General features: G+C 74.2%; 14 protein-coding genes. 8 read left to right on the top strand and 6 right to left on the bottom strand.

The annotated features are described in order from the left end of the window. The first annotated feature begins 85 nt into the window (after positions 1 to 85). Positions 86 to 1219, top strand: coding sequence for a glycosyltransferase family 1 protein (locus tag RCO28_RS12925; RefSeq protein ID WP_308941196.1), 1134 nt, complete (start codon positions 86 to 88; stop codon positions 1217 to 1219). Between the two features lie 8 nt (positions 1220 to 1227). On the opposite strand, the gene RCO28_RS12930 is transcribed toward RCO28_RS12925, so the two are convergent. Then, positions 1228 to 2427 carry an IS110 family transposase gene (locus tag RCO28_RS12930; protein ID WP_308941197.1) on the bottom strand — a complete coding sequence of 400 codons (1200 nt, stop codon included), beginning with the start codon at positions 2425 to 2427 and terminating at the stop codon, positions 1228 to 1230. Between the two features lie 290 nt (positions 2428 to 2717). On the opposite strand from RCO28_RS12930, the gene RCO28_RS12935 reads away from it, so the two are divergent. The 3 genes from RCO28_RS12935 (at position 2718) to RCO28_RS12945 (ending at position 5233) form a co-directional block, all read left to right on the top strand. Continuing rightward, the gene (locus tag RCO28_RS12935) at positions 2718 to 3995 is read left to right on the top strand and encodes a glycosyltransferase (protein WP_308941198.1); all 1278 of its coding nucleotides are present in this window, start codon (positions 2718 to 2720) and stop codon (positions 3993 to 3995) included. After that, positions 3992 to 4873: an SGNH/GDSL hydrolase family protein gene (locus tag RCO28_RS12940; protein WP_308941199.1), complete on the top strand. Its 882-nt coding sequence runs from the start codon at positions 3992 to 3994 to the stop codon at positions 4871 to 4873. Before RCO28_RS12935 ends, RCO28_RS12940 begins: the two co-directional genes overlap by 4 nt. A gap of 93 nt (positions 4874 to 4966) precedes the next feature. Then, complete coding sequence (locus RCO28_RS12945; RefSeq protein WP_308941200.1) at positions 4967 to 5233, top strand: hypothetical protein; 267 nt, start codon at positions 4967 to 4969, stop codon at positions 5231 to 5233. Between the two features lie 46 nt (positions 5234 to 5279). On the opposite strand, the gene RCO28_RS12950 is transcribed toward RCO28_RS12945, so the two are convergent. Genes RCO28_RS12950 through RCO28_RS12970 form a run of 5 tightly spaced genes read right to left on the bottom strand, consistent with a single transcriptional unit; the run spans position 5280 to position 9732 of the window. Next, positions 5280 to 6137 carry a biotin-dependent carboxyltransferase family protein gene (locus tag RCO28_RS12950; RefSeq protein ID WP_308941201.1) on the bottom strand — a complete coding sequence of 286 codons (858 nt, stop codon included), beginning with the start codon at positions 6135 to 6137 and terminating at the stop codon, positions 5280 to 5282. Then, positions 6134 to 6823 carry an allophanate hydrolase subunit 1 gene (locus RCO28_RS12955; protein WP_308941202.1) on the bottom strand — a complete coding sequence of 230 codons (690 nt, stop codon included), beginning with the start codon at positions 6821 to 6823 and terminating at the stop codon, positions 6134 to 6136. Before RCO28_RS12955 ends, RCO28_RS12950 begins: the two co-directional genes overlap by 4 nt. Further along, positions 6820 to 7584 (bottom strand): 5-oxoprolinase subunit PxpA, encoded by a 765-nt coding sequence (locus RCO28_RS12960; protein ID WP_308941203.1) that lies wholly within the window; start codon positions 7582 to 7584, stop codon positions 6820 to 6822. Before RCO28_RS12960 ends, RCO28_RS12955 begins: the two co-directional genes overlap by 4 nt. A 58-nt stretch (positions 7585 to 7642) precedes the next feature. Beyond that, a complete protein-coding gene (locus RCO28_RS12965; RefSeq protein ID WP_308941204.1) occupies positions 7643 to 8431 on the bottom strand; it encodes a putative hydro-lyase in 789 nt (262 codons plus the stop codon). After that, positions 8428 to 9732 carry an MFS transporter gene (locus tag RCO28_RS12970; RefSeq protein ID WP_308941205.1) on the bottom strand — a complete coding sequence of 435 codons (1305 nt, stop codon included), beginning with the start codon at positions 9730 to 9732 and terminating at the stop codon, positions 8428 to 8430. Before RCO28_RS12970 ends, RCO28_RS12965 begins: the two co-directional genes overlap by 4 nt. A gap of 161 nt (positions 9733 to 9893) precedes the next feature. Here RCO28_RS12970 and RCO28_RS12975 point away from each other — a divergent pair, with 161 nt between their 5' ends. The 4 genes from RCO28_RS12975 to RCO28_RS12990 all read left to right on the top strand — a co-directional run bounded on the left by RCO28_RS12975 (position 9894) and on the right by RCO28_RS12990 (position 18060). Then, positions 9894 to 10583 carry a GntR family transcriptional regulator gene (locus RCO28_RS12975; RefSeq protein ID WP_308941206.1) on the top strand — a complete coding sequence of 230 codons (690 nt, stop codon included), beginning with the start codon at positions 9894 to 9896 and terminating at the stop codon, positions 10581 to 10583. A gap of 207 nt (positions 10584 to 10790) precedes the next feature. Beyond that, positions 10791 to 12314: a hypothetical protein gene (locus tag RCO28_RS12980; protein WP_308941207.1), complete on the top strand. Its 1524-nt coding sequence runs from the start codon at positions 10791 to 10793 to the stop codon at positions 12312 to 12314. Positions 12315 to 12366: 52 nt separating this feature from the next. After that, complete coding sequence (locus tag RCO28_RS12985) at positions 12367 to 13263, top strand: hypothetical protein (RefSeq protein ID WP_308941208.1); 897 nt, start codon at positions 12367 to 12369, stop codon at positions 13261 to 13263. Positions 13264 to 13347: 84 nt separating this feature from the next. Further along, positions 13348 to 18060 (top strand): hypothetical protein, encoded by a 4713-nt coding sequence (locus tag RCO28_RS12990; protein ID WP_308941209.1) that lies wholly within the window; start codon positions 13348 to 13350, stop codon positions 18058 to 18060. Positions 18061 to 18124 lie beyond the last annotated feature (64 nt).

Genomic DNA, 18124 nt, shown 5'->3' on the forward strand with positions numbered 1-18124 from the left:
AAGGGCCCGGAACGCTCATGGGACGTTCCGCGGGCAGAAAGATCGACGTTGACGTGACCACGCCGCCGACGGCGACAACACCCGTATGCGTGTCGTCATCGTCACCGAATCCTTCCCGCCCGACGTCAACGGCGTGTCCCACTGCGCCACGCAGACCGTCGACCACCTGCTACGACGCGGCCACGAGCCGCTCGTCGTCGCTCCTGCCGCACCCGGCGCACCGCCCGGCTCGCCCTTCGGCGCGGACGGGCCCTGCCCGGTGCTCCGCATCCGCTCGCTCCCGCTGCCCGGCTACCCGCAGGTGCGGGTGGCGCTGCCGAGCCGCCGCGTGGCCGCCGCGCTCAGCGCGTACCGGGCCGAACTCGTCCATCTGGCCAGCCCGTTCGTGCTCGGCGCGCGCGGCATGGCGGCCGCCGCCCGGCTCGGCATCCCCGCCGTCGCCGTCTACCAGACCGACCTCGCCGGCTACGCCCGGATGTACGTCGGCGCCGGCGAGGCCACGGCCTGGCGGCGCATCCGTACGGTCCACTCCGCCGCCGACCGCACCCTCGCCCCGTCCACCGCGGCCCGCGAGGAGCTGACCCGGCACGGCGTCCCGCGCGTGCACCTGTGGCCGCGCGGCGTGGACACCGTGCGCTTCCGGCCCGAGCACGCCGACCCCGACCTGCGCCGCAGGCTCGCCCCGAACGGTGAACTCCTCGTCGGCTACGTGGGGCGGCTCGCGCCCGAGAAGCGGGTGGACCTGCTCGCGGGGGTCTGCGGCCTCGACGGGGTCCGCGTGGTCGTCGTCGGCGACGGGCCCAGCGAGCCCTCGCTGCGGGCCGCGCTGCCCGGCGCCGCATTCCTCGGCCGCCGCACCGGCGCCGAACTCGCCCGGATCTTCGCCTCGTTGGACCTCTTCGTGCACACCGGTCCGTACGAAACGTTCTGCCAGACCGTCCAGGAAGCCATGGCCAGCGGCGTGCCCGTCGTCGCTCCCGCCGCGGGCGGGCCGCTCGACCTGGTGCAGCACGGCCGCACCGGTCTTCTCGTACCGCCGGACGACGCGGCCGCCGTGCGCGACGCCGTCTGGGCCCTGATGTCCGACCCGGCGCTGCGGGAGGCGTACGGCAGGACCGGGCGCGCCGCTGTCGAGGGGCGCACCTGGGCGGCGGTCGGCGACCAGCTCATCGAGCACTACGGCGCCGTGCTCGACCGGCGAACGGCGGTGGCTGCCTAATGCTGGTGTCAAGCCACGAGATGCAGGGGCGGCCGGGGTTGGTAGGGCCGGCGGTCGCGCAGGATCGCGTAGAGGACGTTGACACGTCGTCGTGCCAGGGCGATCAGGGCCTGGTGGTGCCGTTTGCCTTCGGCTCTCTTGCGGTCGTAGTAGGTCCGGGAAGCGGTGTCGTTCTTGATGGCGCAGAACGCCGATTGATAGAAGACCCGTTTGAGGGCCTTGTCGCCGCCGGTCGCACCGCGCGAGTAGCGGACCTTCCCGGACTGGGACATCACCGGGGCCAGGCCGGAGGCGGCGGCGAGTGCGTCGCCGCCGGCGAACCGGCGGAAGCTGCCGACGGCCGCGAGGAACTCGGCGGTCAGGGCGACCCCCATCCCCGGCAGGCTGCGGATGAGGGCGCCGTCAGGGTGGGCGGTGACCAGCTGCTCGATCTCGTCTTCCAGGGCCTTCAACTTGGCCCGCAGCCGCAGGAGTTCATCGGCGAACTCACGGACCATCCGGGCGGTGCGCCGTTCACCCACCACGGCTGTGCGCTGGGAACACGCCGAGGCGACAGCGGCTTCGGCCAGGGCCTGGGCAGTGGGCTGCCTCACGCCGCGCCCGGTGAGGTAGCGCGCTATGCGGGCAGCTCCCGCTTGACGGATCTCAGCCGGGGTCACGTAGCGGGACAGCAGCAGCAAACTCGCCTTACTCCTGGGCTGAACCACACGGTCCAACCCGGGGTGGATGGCGGTGAGCAGATCCCGCAGCCGGTTGATCTGCGCGGTGATGTCCCGGACGGTGTGGGTGCGTTGGGCGACCAGCAGCCGCAGTTCGACACTCGTCTCGTCAGGCAGCTCGATGAGCCGCAGGTCGTCACGGAGCAGGACCTGTTCGGCGATCACCTTCGCGTCACGGGGATCGGACTTGTTCTCGCCGCCCCGGGAGCCGCGGCGGGCCCGGTTGACGGCCAGCCCCGGCACGTGGACGCAGGCGAAGCCCTCGGCCAGGAGCATGGCCGTCAGCAGCCCGGCGATTCCTCCGACGACGTCCAACCCGACGGTGACCGGCCCGTGTTCGGCCTCGATGACGTGCAGCTCCCCCACGGCCTGCGTGATGGAGTCCGAGTCGTTGCCGACCCGATGGTTCAGCAGGAGCCTGGCCCGGTCGTCGATGACCGTCAGCCAATGGAACTCCTTGGCAATGTCGAATCCCGCGGTGGCGGACATGGCGTTGCTCCCCTCGCCGTGTGGCCTTCGGCGCGACTCCTTCCGCCTGTCCTCGCCCTACACAGCGATGGTCCGCAGAGCCTAATCAGCAGTCCGGAAGAAGTGGCGGGGCAGGGGGATAAGCCACCGAAGCCATCAAGGGCAGCCAGCATGAAAACCATCCCTGCCCCACCCGCGCAGCCCCAGAGTCGCGAACTCTCGGGACGCACTCAAGAAGGTAGGGCGGCATGAGCGTCGAAATCGGTTCTGGGTCCGGCATTTCCGTCCAGCGAGGAGAAGGGGGGCGCGGCATGAGTCTGCGCATGGTGCGGCTGGCGAACTTCGTGACGCCCGGATCCGGTGGACTGCGCACCGCGCTGCGGGAGTTGGGCGCGGGATATCTCGGCGCGGGGCACGAGCCCGTGCTCGTCGTGCCGGGGGAGCGGCACGAGGACCGGGAGACTCCGCAGGGGCGGGTCGTCACCCTGCCGGGGCCGGTCCTTCCGGGCAGCGGCGGCTATCGGGTCCTCGCCGACCGGGCCCGGCTCAGGCGGCTCCTGGAGGAGCTCGCACCGGACCGTCTGGAGGTCTCCGACCGGACCACGCTGCGCTGGACCGGGGAGTGGGCGCGGCGGGCGCGGGTGCCCGCCGTGATGGTCTCCCACGAGACCGCCGACGGTGTCCTGCGCACCTGGGGCGTGCCCACGGCCCCGGCACGACACCTCGCCGACGCCCTCAACTCCCGTACGGCACACGCCTACACGCGCGTGGTGTGCACGACCGCGTGGGCCGAGCGGGAGTTCCGGCGCATCGGCGCGCGCAACGTGGTCCGCGCGCCGCTCGGCGTCGACCTCGCGCGGTGCCGGCCCCAGCTGTGGGACGCGGACATACGGGAGCGGCACGCGCGCGTGGAGGAGGTTCTGCTGGTGCTGTGCTCGCGGCTCTCGGTCGAGAAGCGGCCCGGCGTCGCACTCGACTGCCTGGAGGCGCTGGCGGAGCGCGGCGTACGGGCACGGCTCGTGGTGGCCGGGGACGGGCCGCTGCGCGGGCGCCTCGAACGCCGGGCACGCGCGCGTGCGCTGCCCGTCACCTTCCTCGGGCATGTCGCCGACCGCGCGGAGCTGGCCGCGCTGCAGGCGTCGGCCGACGTGTGCCTGGCGCCCGGGCCCGCGGAAACCGTTGGTCTGGCGGCACTTGAGGCGCTGGCGTGCGGAACGCCGGTGGTGGTGAGCGCGGTGTCGGCGCTGCCGGAGATCGTCGGGGTGGACGGTATGGACGGGGTGGATGGCGCGGACGGTGCGGGCGGGCTGCCTGCTTTCGCTGCGGGCGGAGCGGGGGCTGCGGCGCTCGGGGGTGCGGGTTTCGCGGAGGCCGTTCAGGCTCTGCTCGACCGGCACGAGCGGGAGCGCCGTCGGGCTGCACGCGCGCGTGCGGAGCGTTTTGGCTGGGACCGGTCGGTCGCGGCGTTCCTCGCGGCGCACGACGCTCCTTCTGTGGCCGGTGTACCGGGCGATCCGGAGCGGTCGGCGTCGGCCGAGGCGTTCCCGGACGTCCCGGATGTCCCGGTCGGAGCGAGGAGTGCGGTGTGAGCGCGCGAGGGGAGCTGCGGTTCGCGGCGCTCGGGGACTCACTCACCGAAGGTGTGGGGGATCCGGTCGCGGCCGGTCAGCGCTGGAGGGGCTGGGCGGCGCTGCTCGCGGAGGGGCTCGCGCCGCCCGAAGTGCCCGTGGATTTCCGTAACTTCGCCGTCAGCGGTGCCCAGACCCTCGACGTGTGGGAGCGGCAGACCCCGCAGGCGCTCGCCTTCGGTGCCGACGTCGTCTCCGTCGTCGTGGGCGTCAACGACACCCTGCGGTGCACCTTCGACATCCACCGCGTCGCCGACCGCCTCGACCAGGTCTACGGGGCGTTCGCGGAGCGTGGTTCCGTGCTGCTCACCGCCTGCCTGCCGGACCCGGGCGCGCTGCTCGGCCTGCCCGGCACCCTGGCCCGCCCGCTGGCCCGCCGGCAGCGCGCCGTCAACACCGTCGTGCACGCCCTGTCCGAGCGGTACGGGGCGGTCCATCTGCACGCGGCCGACGGGGCGTGGGTCGCGGACCGGTCGATGTGGAGCGCCGACCGGCTGCACCCCGGCGAGGCCGGCCACCGCGCGCTCGCCCTACGCTTCCACGCCCGACTGCGGGCCTCGGGGCGGGAGGTGGGGCCCGCGCCGTCGGCGGAGGCGGAACGGCCGCCGCCGTCGCGTACGGCCTCCTTGACGTGGCTGGCCACGGCCGGCGCGGGCTGGGTCCTGCGCCGCTGCACCGACCTGCTCCCGCAACTGGCCGCCCTCGCCGCCGAGGAGGTACGGCACGGCTTGCGCGGCACGGGCTCGCGCCTCGACCTGCGCGCCGCGGCGGCCGCGTCGGCGGCTCTGGCTTCGGTGGGGCTGGGAACGGTGGGGGCGGTGGGGGGTGGTGCTCCCTGAGGGGCACGGTGGTGCCCCCTAAGGGGCGCGACCGGGACCGCTCGGGGTCGGTCCCTGATGTGCGGGCGGTGACCTGGGCGGAACGCTGGAGGCATGTTGATGCCCACGCTCTCCGTGACCTTGATGGCCCTGGTCGTCGCCGTCGCCGTCGCCCTGACCTGGGGCCGGTGGCCGAGTGGGCGGCACCTGCTGGGTGCGCTCGTCGGCGCCTGGGCGGGATTCGCCCTCGGCGCGCTCGCCGGCCTCGTCCTGGACGTGACCACCGGCAACGGCTTCTTCCTGGCGGTCGTCGGCCACGCGGCCGCGATCCCGGGAGCGGCGCTCGGCCTCCGCCGCGCCGCCCCCGCGGAGAGAGCCTGACGCCGGCCGCGAGCGCCTGACGCCCGCCGAGGCGGCGCTCCAAGCCCTACAGCACGAACCGCACCGCAGTCCCCGGCACCGCCTGCGCGGCCGCCCACAGGTCCGCCTCCCGGACCACGGCGACGACCGGGTAGCCGCCGGTCGTCGGGTGGTCCGCGAGGAACACCACGGGGCGGCCGTCCGGCGGGACCTGGACGGCGCCCAGAACCATGCCCTCACTGGGGAGTTCACCGGTGATCGCCCGCTCCAGGGCGGGGCCCTCGGTGCGCAGGCCGATGCGGTTGCTCGCGGCGGACACCCGGTACGCGCGCGTGGTGAGGGTTTTCAGGGACTGCGGGGTGCACCAGTCGGCGCGCGGCCCGAGGGTGACTCTCAGGACGAGTTCCGTGGGCGGCGCCGGTTGTGGGGCGGCGTCCACGCGCGCGTGCGGGTGGACCTCCGCGCCGAGCGGCAGCACCGCACCGTCGGTGAGGTGGGCGGGGCCGAGCCCGGACAGCAGGTCGGTCGAGCGGCTGCCGAGCACGGGCTCCACCGCCACGCCCCCGCCGAGTGCGACGTACGACCGCACACCCGCGACCGCCGCTCCCACGTCGAGCAGCGCACCCGCGGGGACCCGCACGGGCCCTCCCCAGGCGACCGGCCGTCCGTCGACCGTGACGGGACAGGGCGCGCCCGTCACCGCCGCCGTGACGGTGCGGCGCGGGCGCAGGGCGCAGCCGCTCAGGGTGGTCTCGAGCACGGCGGCCGCATCGGCGTTGCCGACAAGGCGGTTGGCGAGCCGGGCGGCCGGTTCGTCGAGGGCGCCGGAGCGGGGCACGCCGAGGTGTGCGTGACCGGCGCGGCCCAGGTCCTGCACGGTGGTCAGGGCGCCGGCGCGGACCACGGCGAACGCGCTGTCCGTCATGCGCGCACCGCCGGACCGGCCGGGACGAACCGCACGCGCGTGCCGGGGGACAGCAGAGCGGCGGGCACGCGCGCGTGGTCCCACAGAACCGCGTCCGTCGTGCCGATCAACTGCCAGCCGCCCGGCGACGACCGCGGGTACACCCCGGTGTACGGGCCCGCGAGCGCGACCGCCCCCGCGGGCACCGCCGTACGGGGCGTCGTCCGGCGGGGCACCGCGTACCGCTCGGGCAGGCCCGTCAGGTAGCCGAAGCCGGGCGCGAACCCGCAGAAGGCGACGCGGAATTCGGTCGCCGCGTGGATCCGCGCCACCTCGTCCGGCGGGACGTCCCACAGCGCGGCCACCTCGGCCAGGTCGGGCCCGTCGTAGCGCACGGGGAGCTCGACGGTCTCCGGCGCGCTCGCGGGCAGCGCGGGCACGTCCCAGGCGGGAAGGGCCGCGGCGAGCGCGCGCGGGTCGTCGACGCCGTCCAGGAGCACCGTGCGGGCGGCGGGCACGATCTCCCGTACGGGAGGCAGGTCGCCGGTCTCGCGGCGGCGCAAGAGGACCGCGTGCAGGGCCTCGACGGCCGCCCCGGTGTCGAGCTCGACAAGGAGGGCGTGCTCGCCGACCAGCCGGACCGTCACCCCTGAAGTCCCGTGTCCGGTGGCGGAGTTCGTAGCGGGCACCGCGCGTGTGCGGCTCATACGAAGGCCCGCACGTCGACGCCGTCGGCCTCCAGGCGGGCGCGGACCTCGCGGGCGAGGGCGACCGCTCCCGGAGTGTCGCCGTGCAGGCACAGGGAGCGGGCGCCCACGTCGACCCGCCGCCCGGTGACGGAGGCGACCGATCCGCTCCTGGCCAGGTCGAGGGAGCGGGTGACGACCTCGTCCGATTCGGTGATCACGGCACCCGCACGCGCGCGTGGGACCAGGGTTCCCTCGTCCGTGTAGGCGCGGTCGGCGAACGCCTCGGTCACCGTGGGCAGTCCGGCCTTCCCCGCCACATCGAGGAGGCGTGAGCCGGGCAGACCGAGCAGGGGCAGATCTACGCCCGCGAGCAGGACCCCGTCGACGACGGCTCGGGCCTGCTCCTCGTCGCGCACGACCCGGTTGTAGAGCGCGCCGTGCGGTTTCACGTACGCCACGCGCGTGCCGGCCGCCCGCGCGAACACCTCCAAGGCGCCGATCTGGTAGGCGACTTCGGCGCTCAGCTCGTCGGCCGGCACGTCCATGGCGCGCCGTCCGAAGCCCGCCAGGTCGCGGTACGACACCTGGGCGCCGATGCGGACGCCTCGCTCCGCGGCGAGTTCGCACACCTTGCGCATGGTGGACGCGTCCCCGGCGTGGAAGCCGCAGGCCACGTTGGCGCTGGTCACCACCGACAGCAGCTGCTCGTCGTCGGTCAGCCGCCAGCGCCCGAAGCCCTCGCCGAGATCGGCGTTGAGGTCGATGACTACCTGACTCATGTGCGTCCGTACGTCCTTACTCGAAGAGGTGTGGTTTCTGCCGGGGCCGCGGGGGATCTCACAGCACGCGGTAGTTCTCGTCCCGGGCGTCCGTGATCAGCATCTGGCCCGGTGCGTGGGTGATCGCGAACGGTGGCCTGGAGGCCATGACCGCGGCCTGCGGGGTCACGCCGCAGGCCCAGAACACCGGGATCTCGTCCGGCCGTACGTCGACGGGGTCGCCGAAGTCCGGCCGGTCCAGGTCGGCGATACCGAGCGCCGCGGGGTCGCCGCAGTGCACCGGGCCGCCGTGGAACGACGGGAAGAGCGCGGTCTCCCTGATCGCCGTCGAGAGGCGCTCGGGCGGGACCGGCCGCATCGAGACCACCAGGCGGCCGTGCAGCCGCCCAGCGGGCCGGCAGGGCCGGTCTGTGACGTACATGGGCACGTTCCGCCCCAGCTCGATGTGGCGCACCGGCACGTCCGCGGCGAGCAGGGCCGCCTCGAACGTGAAGCTGCAGCCGAGCAGGAACGTCACCAGGTCCGTGCGCCAGTACCCGGTCACCTCGTCCGGTTCCGCGACGAGTTCGCCGTGTTCCCACACGCGGTAGCCCGGCAGGTCCGTGCGCAGGTCGGCGCCGGGCGCGAGCTGGGTGGACCAGGCTCCGGCGTCGGTGACGTCAAGGACCGGGCAGGGCTTCGGGTTGCGCTGGCAGAACAGCAGCATGTCGTAGGCCCAGTCGGCGGGGACCCCGATCAGGTTGGCCTGGGTGTGGCCGGGGGCGAGGCCCGCCGTGGGTCCGCCCTCGCCGGCCCGGAAACGGGCACGTACCGCGCGTGGTCGCTGCTCGGCCTCGGTGCGGCTCACGTCAGTTCCTTGCCGCGGGTCTCGGGCAGGCCGAGCAGGGCGACGACGGCGATGCCGTAGGCGAGGGCGCCGAAGACCAGGGCGCCGCCCACGCCCCAGCTGTTCGCGAGAAAGCCCACCAGGGTGGGGAAGATCGCGCCTATACCGCGGCCGGCGTTGTAGGTGAAACCCTGCCCTGTACCGCGTACCGCCGTCGGATAGAGCTCGCTGAGGAACGAGCCGAAGCCGCTGAAAATGGCCGACATACAGAAGCCGAGCGGGAAACTCACCACCAGAAGAGTGCCGTTGGCGCCTTCCGGGATGGCGGAGAAGGACAGGATGCACAGCGCGGAGAGGAACGCGAAGAGCGCGATGTTCTTCTTCCGGCCGAGCAGGTCCGTGAGGTAACCGCCGGTCAGATAGCCGATGAAGGCACCCGTGATGAGCACGGCGAGATAGCCGCCGGTGCCGACGACGGAGAGGCCGCGCTCGGTCTTCAGATAGGTCGGGATCCAGGTGGACAGCGTGTAGTAGCCGCCCTGCACGCCGGTCGAGAGCAGGACCGCGAAGAGCGTGGTGCGCAGCATGCCGGGTTGGAAGATGGCCGCGAAGGAGCCCTTCTCGCGGCTCTGCTTGCGCGCCTCCGCGGCCTGGGGGGCGTCGCTGACGTTGCGCCGTACGTAGATCACGAGCAGGGCGGGAAGGGCGCCGGTGAAGAACATCACGCGCCAGGCCAGGCCCTCGTCGAGGAACTGGAAGACCAGCGTGTAGACGACCACCGCGAGTCCCCAGCCGACCGCCCAGGCGCTCTGGATGGCGCCGAGGGTGCGGCCGCGGTGCTTGGCCGTCGCGTACTCGGCGACCAGGATCGCGCCGACCGCCCACTCGCCGCCGAAACCCAGCCCTTGAAGGGCACGGAACAGCAGCAGCGTCTCGTAGTTGGGGGCGAATCCGCACGCCACGGTGAACACCGCGTACGTGATCACCGTCAGCATCAGGGCCTTGACCCGGCCAACGCGGTCGGCGAGCACCCCGGCGAGCGCGCCGCCGACGGCCGAGACGACGAGCGTGACGGTCGTGAACAGGCCCGTCTGACCGGTGTCCAGGGCGAAGTAGGCGGAGATCGCCACCATGCTCAGGGGCAGCGTGAAGTAGTCGTACGAGTCGAGCGCATAGCCGCCGAACGCGCCGCCGAAGGCGCGCCTTCCGCGCGGGCCGAGGGCGCGCAGCCAGGCGAACGCGCCGCTGTCGTCGGCGGGTCCGCCGGGCGGAGGCGGGGCTCCGGCCGCTGTCGTGGGGTGGGGCTGAGGGGTCGTACTCATCCGGCACCTCGCTGGGAGTGGGAGGAGGGTGCATGGGCGCTGCTTCAGGAGCTCGCGTTCCGAGCACCGTAGGGGATTGTTCAACAATCCCTCAATACCCGTGTTGTTTCGTTCTGGTATCTGCGCTTGAATTCCGCCATGAGCGGCCTGGTGGACGAGCGATGAGCGGACTCGTGGACGACCGTGCGCTTCTGGGGCGTACGAGCACGGCGGAGCGGGTGGCGGACATCCTGCGCGGCCGGATCGCCGACGGGTACTTCCCGCCCGGCGAGCGGCTCTCGGAGGAGAGCATCGGCTCGGCGCTCAAGGTCTCGCGCAACACCCTGAGGGAGGCGTTCAGGCTCCTGACGCACGAGCGGCTGCTCACGCACGAGCTCAACAGGGGCGTCTTCGTACGGGTGTTGACCGTCGAGGACGTCGAGGACATCTTCCGCACCCGCCGCCTCGTCGAGTGCGCCGTGGTGCGCGGTCTCGGCCGGCCGCCGTACGCCCTCGACGGCCTGGTGGCCGCCGTCACCGAGGCCCAGCGGGCGGCGCGGGACAAGGACTGGAAAGGTGTGGGCACCGCCAACATCCGCTTCCACGGCGAGCTCGTGGCGCTCGCCGGGAGTGCGCGCATGGACGAGCTGATGCGCAGCGTCTTCGCCGAACTGCGCCTGGTCTTCCATGTGGTGGACGACCCGCGTCGGCTGCACGAGCCCTATCTGTCCCGAAATCGGGAGATTCTCGACACCCTGCAGTCCGGCGACCGCCCGGCCGCTGAGCGACTCCTCGCCCGCTATCTCGACGACTCGCGGCTCGGCATGGTCGAGGCGTACGAGGCGGGGCTCGGGGAGTCGGGCGAGGGGTGACGTCCGGCTCGGCGGCCGCCAGGGGGGCGTCCTTCGTGCCGCCTCGCGTGCGAAGGCAGGGCCGCTCGCGCGCGATCACGGCGCGTGACCGCGAGGTGACGCCAACTCCCCGTGCAAACAAGGCAAATCGGACGTCGGGAGGGCTTGGACCCCGTCTCATCTGCGTCGTTTCGGCCGTTGTCAGTGGGACCGCCTAATCTTTCCGTCGTGACTGCACCTGCCCCGGCCAACGCCGTACCTTCCCCGGCTCCGGGCCCGGCCGCCGACGAGGGCCTGGCCCGGCGCCTGCGCGCCCTCGCCTGCACGGCTCCGCTGCACGACCTCGACACCCGCAAGGCCAACCTCGCGGGCGAGTACTCGGTGTACGCGATGGCGGAAGTGGCCCTCTCCGCGATCGACCTGGTCACGCTGAACATGGACTTCGACACGGGCGCGGACCACGACCAGATCGTGGCCAGGCTCGTCCCCCGCATCGCCGCCCAGGCGCCGGGCCGCCCGGCCGCCGAGCACGAGCGGGTCGCCCGCTGGGTCCTGGAGAACCTGATCAACGTCGGCAGCGTGGACCGCGGCTTCCGCGCGGTGTACGGCACGTTCGGCCCGGACGGCGCATATGTGCGCCGTGACTACGACTTCAAGCTCATCGAAGAGGTCCCCGGCTACGGCGGCGGTGTCTACCTCCGCACCACCGACGAAGCGGTCAACGTCCTGGTGGGCGCCCTCGACACCGACGTCACCAGCGCCCAGATCGCCGCCGAGGTGAAGCTCGAGGTGCTGATCAGCCGCGGCCGCCTCGCCGACGCCCAGCTCGCCGCCGAGCAGGCCCGCTACCGCACCGTGCAGTACAGCGAGACGCTCCGCCGCGCCCTCGACGCCACCCGGCGCAACGTCCGCGCGGTCGACTGGCTGGAAGCCGTGCCCGACATGATCGCCGAAGCCCTCGACCACGTCGCCGACCGCTACCGCCACGAGAACGCCATCCTGACCAACATCCGCAAGGCCCGTGACGAGGCCGAGGCTGGATCCGATGCGAAAACCGGCGAGCACAAGCGCCGCGCCGCCGAACTCGTCGACATCGTCAAGGACTGCATCCGCCGCCACACCCAACTGCAGTCCCGGCTCCTCGAAGCCGGACCGCTGTTCCGCGCCGAGCAGGACCGCCAGGCCTTCGCCCCACCCGCCGCCCGCGCGGGGCTCGACCTCTACGGCCAGCTGGTCGCCCCAGTCCTGCCGCTCCCCGTCGAGCGGGCGCTGCGCGTCACGGACGCGTTCTTCGCGCGCGGCGTCGGGCTTCGCACCCCGTCCGCGGTGCGCGTCGGCGACCTGGTGGACCTGCTGCTCACCCCACCCGTCGAGCGCGAGCACCTGGGCGCCGAGATGCCCGAGCCGGACCTCGTCGCGACCCCTGACGACAGCCGGTTCAGCGAGGAGCAGCTGGCCGCCGCCATGGAGCTGCTCGACCTGGAGCACGACGCTCCGCGGCGGTTGTCCGGGCTCCTCGCCGACGCCCGCCGGATCGACCCCGAACTGCCCTATCTGCTGGCCCTGCTGGCGGTCCACGCGGCCAGCCCACCGGTCGGCACGGCCTACCGCCAGGGCGAACCCAAGCTGCTGTTCGCCGTGGACGACGGCACCGCGCTCGACGACCCGGAGTTCGGCGGCGCCGATCTGATCGTGGGCACGGCCCTGCTCGACGCGGCCGGAATGGCGGCGGACCGGACGGAGGCGGCATGAGAACACCGGCCCGGCCCCCCGGCCCTTTCCGTACGTACGAGGAGCAGTACCCGTGACCGACCAGCACCCGGACGCCGCCCCCTGGAGCGAGCCCGAAGCCCGCCCCGCGCCCGCGGCCGTCACCCCGGCCGACGCCGCCGACGCCGCGCGGCTCGTGTCCTTCGGACTCCAGCCGAAACTGCAGCCCGCGCGGGACGCCGAGTACGCCGAACTGCTGCGCAGGTACCGCGAGGACGCGCCCTTCGCGCGGCTCGCCGACGCCGTAGCGACCGGCCTCGGCTTGGTCGTCCTGGAGGTCTCCCCGCGCGCGGGGATGGCCGTCACCGCCGCTGAGGACTCCGTCTTCGCCGTCCGCATGGGCGACTACGCCCGCCGTGCCTCCTCCGACGCCGGCGACCGCTTCCTGCACGGCCTCGCCCATCTCGCCGTCGCCGCCATGGCGTTCCCACGCCCGGAGGACCTCGCCGACGACGCGTACATCGGCCGCGTCACCGTCAACGGCGTGGACGCGTTCGTCCGCCAGGCCTGCGGCCGCCTGGAGGAACGCGCCGAGGAGCAGGGCGAGAACACCGACCCGGCCAGCGACGCACCCGGCCTCGAGGCGGGCTGGCGGATCTGGGCGCGGCGCAGCTCCACCGGTGCCACCAAGGACGCCCGCCGCCTCGCCGGGTCCACCACCGGCATCGTCGCCAAGGCCGTCGCCTTCCTCACCGACTCCGGGTTCCTGCAGCGCACCGGGGACGACTCCGGCGGGACGTACCGCACGACCGCCCGCTATCAGCTCCAGGTGCGGGACATGGCGGGCAGCGCCGCGATGGCCGAGCTTCTGGAGCTCGGGATCGTGCCCGTCACGGACGGCTCCGCCAGCCTGCTGCCCGCCGAGGCCGAGGGCGACCTGGAACTGGCGGAGGGCGCGGGGCTGCCCTTCCACGCCGGTGAGCGGTCCTAGACCGTGCCCTGAAAAGCACGAGCGCACGCCGCCAACGCCCCCGCCCCACACACGACTTCAGACTGACGACGAGAGTCCGCCGCCATGTACGAGCTGTCCCGGGTCCGCCTCTACTCCATCGGACCAGCCGGTGCGCGCTACGCCGACACCGTCCTTGACCTGCGTGGAGTCGGCGCCGCCGTGCCCGACCCCGCGCCCACGCAGGCGGAGTTCTTCGAGGACGAGCCCGCGGGCCCGCCGCGCCGCCCCGCCCCGGCCGGCGTGCTCTTCCTGGAGAACGGCGGCGGCAAGTCCGTCCTCCTGAAGCTGATCTTCTCCGTGATGCTGCCCGGCCACCGCAACACCCTGGGCGGCGCCAGCTCCGGCGTGCTGCGCAAGTTCCTGCTCGCCGACGACTGCGGGCACGTCGCCCTAGAGTGGCAGCACACGCTCACCGGTGAGTGCGTCGTCGTCGGCAAGGTCAGCGAGTGGCGCGGGCGCCAAGTCTCCAACGACCCGCGGAAGTTTGCCGAGGCCTGGTACTCCTTCCGGCCGGGCCCCGGGCTCAGCCTGGACAACCTGCCAGTGGCCGAGGCGACCTCGATGCGGGCGGCGGCGGAAGGCGCCTCCGGCGCGCAGGGCCGCCGCCGCACCATGAAGGGCTTCCGGGACGCCCTCACCGAGGCGGGCAAGGCGTACCCGCACCTGGAGGTGCACTGGGAGGAGATCCACGACCGCTGGAACGAACACCTCGGCGACCTCGGCCTCGACCCCGAACTCTTCCGCTACCAGCGGGAGATGAACGCCGACGAGGGCGAGGCCGCGGGCCTCTTCGCCGTCAAGAAGGACTCCGACTTCACCGACCTGCTGCTCCGCGCGGTCACCGACACCCGGGACACCGACGGCCTCGCGGACCTCGTCAGCGGCTTCGGCAACAAGCTCGGCCGGCGCGCCGAACTCATCGCCGAGCGGGACTTCACGGCCGGCTCCGTCGACCTGCTCGGCCGGATCGTCGAGGCCACCGACGTACGGGCACGCGCGCGTGACGTGCACTCCGGTGCCGAGCGCCGCACCCGCACCCTCGCCCGCAGGCTCTCCGCGCGCGCCGCCGACGAGCGGGGCCGCGCCGCCGACCTCGCGCAGCGCGTCACAGCCGCCGCCCACACCGTCACCGAGGCCGATCAGAAGCGCGCCCGCAGCGCCGCCGTCGCGGCCGAACTCGCCTACCGCCACGCCTCGTTGGCGCTCACCGCCGCCGAGAAGGCCGCCGCCGCCCAGAAGCGGGAGCTGGCCGACGCGCGCACGCTGCACTCCGCCTGGCAGGCCGCCGAGGCCGTGCTGCGCCACCGCGCCGCCGCCGACCGCTCCGCGCGCGTGGCCGCCGCGATCCGCGAGGCCGAGCGGGACGCGGCGCCCGCGCTCGCGGCCCGCGCCAAGGCCGCCTCCGAGCTGGTCCGTGCCCTGCACGCGGCCGCCGGGAACGGCGAGCGGCACGCCAACGAGGAGGAGGAGCGCTCCGCCGCACTCCAGGAGGCGGGCGAGACCGCGCACCGCGACGCGACCGCCGCCGCCACCGAGGCCCAGCGCGCCCGCAGCGAGGCCGGCCATCTGCGCCAGCGCCTCGCCGAGGTCGAGCAGGAGACCGCCGAGGCCGTCCGCGCGGGCTGGATCGACGACGCGGCGCCCGACGCGGACCCGGCCCGCGCCGCGCTCGCCGCCAGCGACGCCGAGAAGACCGCGGTCGCCGCCTGGGACACGGCCCGGGACGCCGCGCGCGGCGCCGCCGACCGCGCCAAGGAGGCCGCCTCCGCGGAGGCCCGCGCCGAGCTCACCGCCGCCCGCGCCGCCGACGCCGCCGAGGCCGCGGCCCACGCCTGGGACGCCGAGCGCGCCGCCGCCGAGTCCCTGGCCGCCGAGGAACGCCTCGCCGAACTCCTCGGCCTGCCCGGCGCCTCCCGCGCCGCCCACCGCGCGGTGCCCAAGGCGCGCACCGCCACCACGACGGACGGCGAGCCGGACCGCGCGTACGACCCGGCAGCAGAGACCGCGGGCGGCGCAGTCCCAGGCGAGCAGGGCGCGCCCGAAACCGCCCTCAGCTTCGCGGAGTTGGACCGCTTCGCGGACGAGCTGAAGGAACTCCTGGAGCAGGGCGTCGGCAGCGCCGAGCGCCAGCTCTTCGACCTGCGCACGGCCGCCGCCGACGACGCCCGCATCCTCGGCGCCCTGGGTGACGGCGGCCTGCTCCCACCGGGCCCTGACGTCCTGGCCACCGTCGAGTACCTGGGCGAGCACGGCATCCCCGCCCTGCCCGGCTGGCGCTACCTCGCCCAGGCCGTCGACCCTGCGGATCACGCGCGCGTGCTCGCCGCCCGCCCCGAGCTGGTCGACGGCGTGGTCATCACCGACCCGGACACGCACGCACGCGCGCGTGAAGTGCTGGACGGCGCCGCCCTGTTGCCCCGGTCCGCCGTGGCCGTCGGCACCGCCGCCGCGCTCATCGCGCCGACCCCGGCCCCGGAGCCGGGCGCCACCGCGCAGGACGTCTTCCTCGTACCGCCGAACCCGGCCATGCACGACGAACACGCCGCCGACGAGGAGCGGCAGGCGCTGCGTACGCGCGCCGCCGAGCGGGACGAGGGGATCCGGCAGCTCGCCGCGCGCCTCGGCAAGGACCGCGAGCTGGCCGCCCGGCTCTCCTCCTGGCGAAGCGGCTGCCCTGCCGGTCGGCTCGGCGAGCTGGCCGAGGCGGCCCGCGCGGCCCGTGCGTTCGCCGACGAGGCGGAGGCCGAGCTGGCCGAGGCCCGCACCGCCCGCGCGGAGGCGGACGAGGTCGCGGCCGACGCCACGCGGGTGCGGGACGAGCGGCAGGACGCCGCGCAGCGCGCCCGGCGCGCGGCCGACGCCCTCGCGGGGCTCGCGTACCGGCTCCGCGAGCGCGCCGCCTGGCAGGCCAAGCTGCGTGAACTGGCCGACGAGGCCGTGGAGTCCGAGGCCCGCGCCCAGTCCTGCCTGGACCGGGCCCGCGCCGCCGACGAGGACCGCAGGGCCGCCCAGCGCGCCGCCGACGACGCCCGCCGCACCGCCCGCGCGCTGCGTGCCGAACGCGCCGAGATCGCGGGCGCCCCCGAGGACGAGTCGCTGGACGCGGAGCCGCCGAACGCCCCGCTCGCCGCGCTCCGCGAGGCGTACCGCGCGGCATCCCAGCTGTACGAGAAGGTCGGCGTCGGCGCCGACCTGCGTGCCGAACAGGCCCGCGCGGAGAGCGACGAGAGCGCGGCCCTCGCCGAGCTCGACCGGCTCAGCAACAAGGTCCGCACCCGCGCCGCCCAGCTCCTGGAGGGCACCGACGGCGCCGACGGCCCGTCCCGGCAGGCCGCGGCGGCCCGTGCCGAGTCGCTCGTGCAGATGCTGGAGACCCGGATGTCGGCGGCGAGCGAGCAGCTCGGCCGACTGCGCGGCGAGGCCGAGCGGCACGCCCCCGAGGACGGCGAGGCGCACACCGAGCTGCCGGACGGCATGGTCCCGTCCGACGCCGAGCACGCCCAGACCCTGCTGCGTACCGCATCCGCCGAACTCGCCTCCTGCACCGAGGCGTTGGGCCAGGCCAAGGAGGCGCACACCGAGCTGCTGCACGCCCACCGCACCGCCGAGGACGGCGCGGGCGGCTTCGACGAGACGGCGGCGCTCCTGCGGGACCTGCTGCGCGATCACCACGACGAAGCCGCCGCGGACGGCAGCGAGCGGCCCGAGCCGTACCCCGGTCCGCTGGAGGAGGCCCGGCAGTCCGCCGCCGAGGCCCGTCGCTCGCTGCGCGGCTGCGCCGCCGACCTGTCGGCCGCCGAGGCAGCGGTCCGCGAGGCCAGTGACGTGCTCGTACGCCACGCCAACTCCACGCGGTACGAGCAGGTCCGCACCCCGGCCCGGCAGCAGATCCGGGAGCTGCCCGCGTCCGCCCTGCCGGAGCACGCCGCGAAGTGGGCCGAGGCCTTCGCGCCCCGACTGCGGGTCCTCACCGACGAGTTGGAGCAGCTGGAGCGCAACCGCGACTCGATCGTGGACCGGCTGCGCGGCCTCGTCGACTCCGCGCTCACCACGCTCCGCTCCGCCCAGCGCCTGTCCCGGCTTCCAGAGGGGCTCGGCGAGTGGTCCGGCCAGGAGTTCCTGCGGATCCGCTTCGACGAGCCGGACCAGGCGACGCTCACCGAACGCCTCGGTGAGGTCGTGGACGAGGCGACGCGCGCGGCCGTGAAGAAGAACTCCGACCTGCGGCGGGACGGAATGTCCCTGCTCCTGCGGGGAGTTCAGGCAGCGATCGAGCCGCGCGGCGTGGCCGTCGAGATCCTCAAGCCGGACGCCGTACTGCGCGCCGAGCGCGTCCCCGTCGGACAGATGGGCGACGTGTTCTCCGGCGGCCAGCTGCTCACCGCGGCCATCGCGCTGTACTGCACGATGGCGGCGCTGCGCTCCAACGACCGGGGCCGCGACAAGCACCGGCACGCGGGCACGCTGTTCCTGGACAACCCGATCGGCCGCGCCAACGCCACGTATCTGCTGGAACTGCAGCGCGCCGTGGCCGATGCGCTCGGTGTCCAACTCCTCTACACCACCGGCCTGTTCGACACGACCGCGCTCGCCGAGTTCCCGCTGGTGATCCGGCTGCGGAACGACGCGGACCTGCGGGCCGGGCTGAAGTACATCAGCGTGGAGGAGCACCTCCGCCCGGGCCTGCCGCAGCAGGACCCGGAGGGCGCAGCGGTGCACGGCGAGATCACGGCGACGCGGATGTTCAAGCGCCCGACGGAGACCGCGGGGGAGTAGCGGGCGGTACGGGAGGCCTGTACCGCGGAGGAGTAGCGAGCGATACGGCGAGGTCCCCGCGTAC

This window comes from Streptomyces sp. LHD-70, assembly GCF_031157275.1.
Classification (GTDB): Bacteria; Actinomycetota; Actinomycetes; order Streptomycetales; family Streptomycetaceae; genus Streptomyces.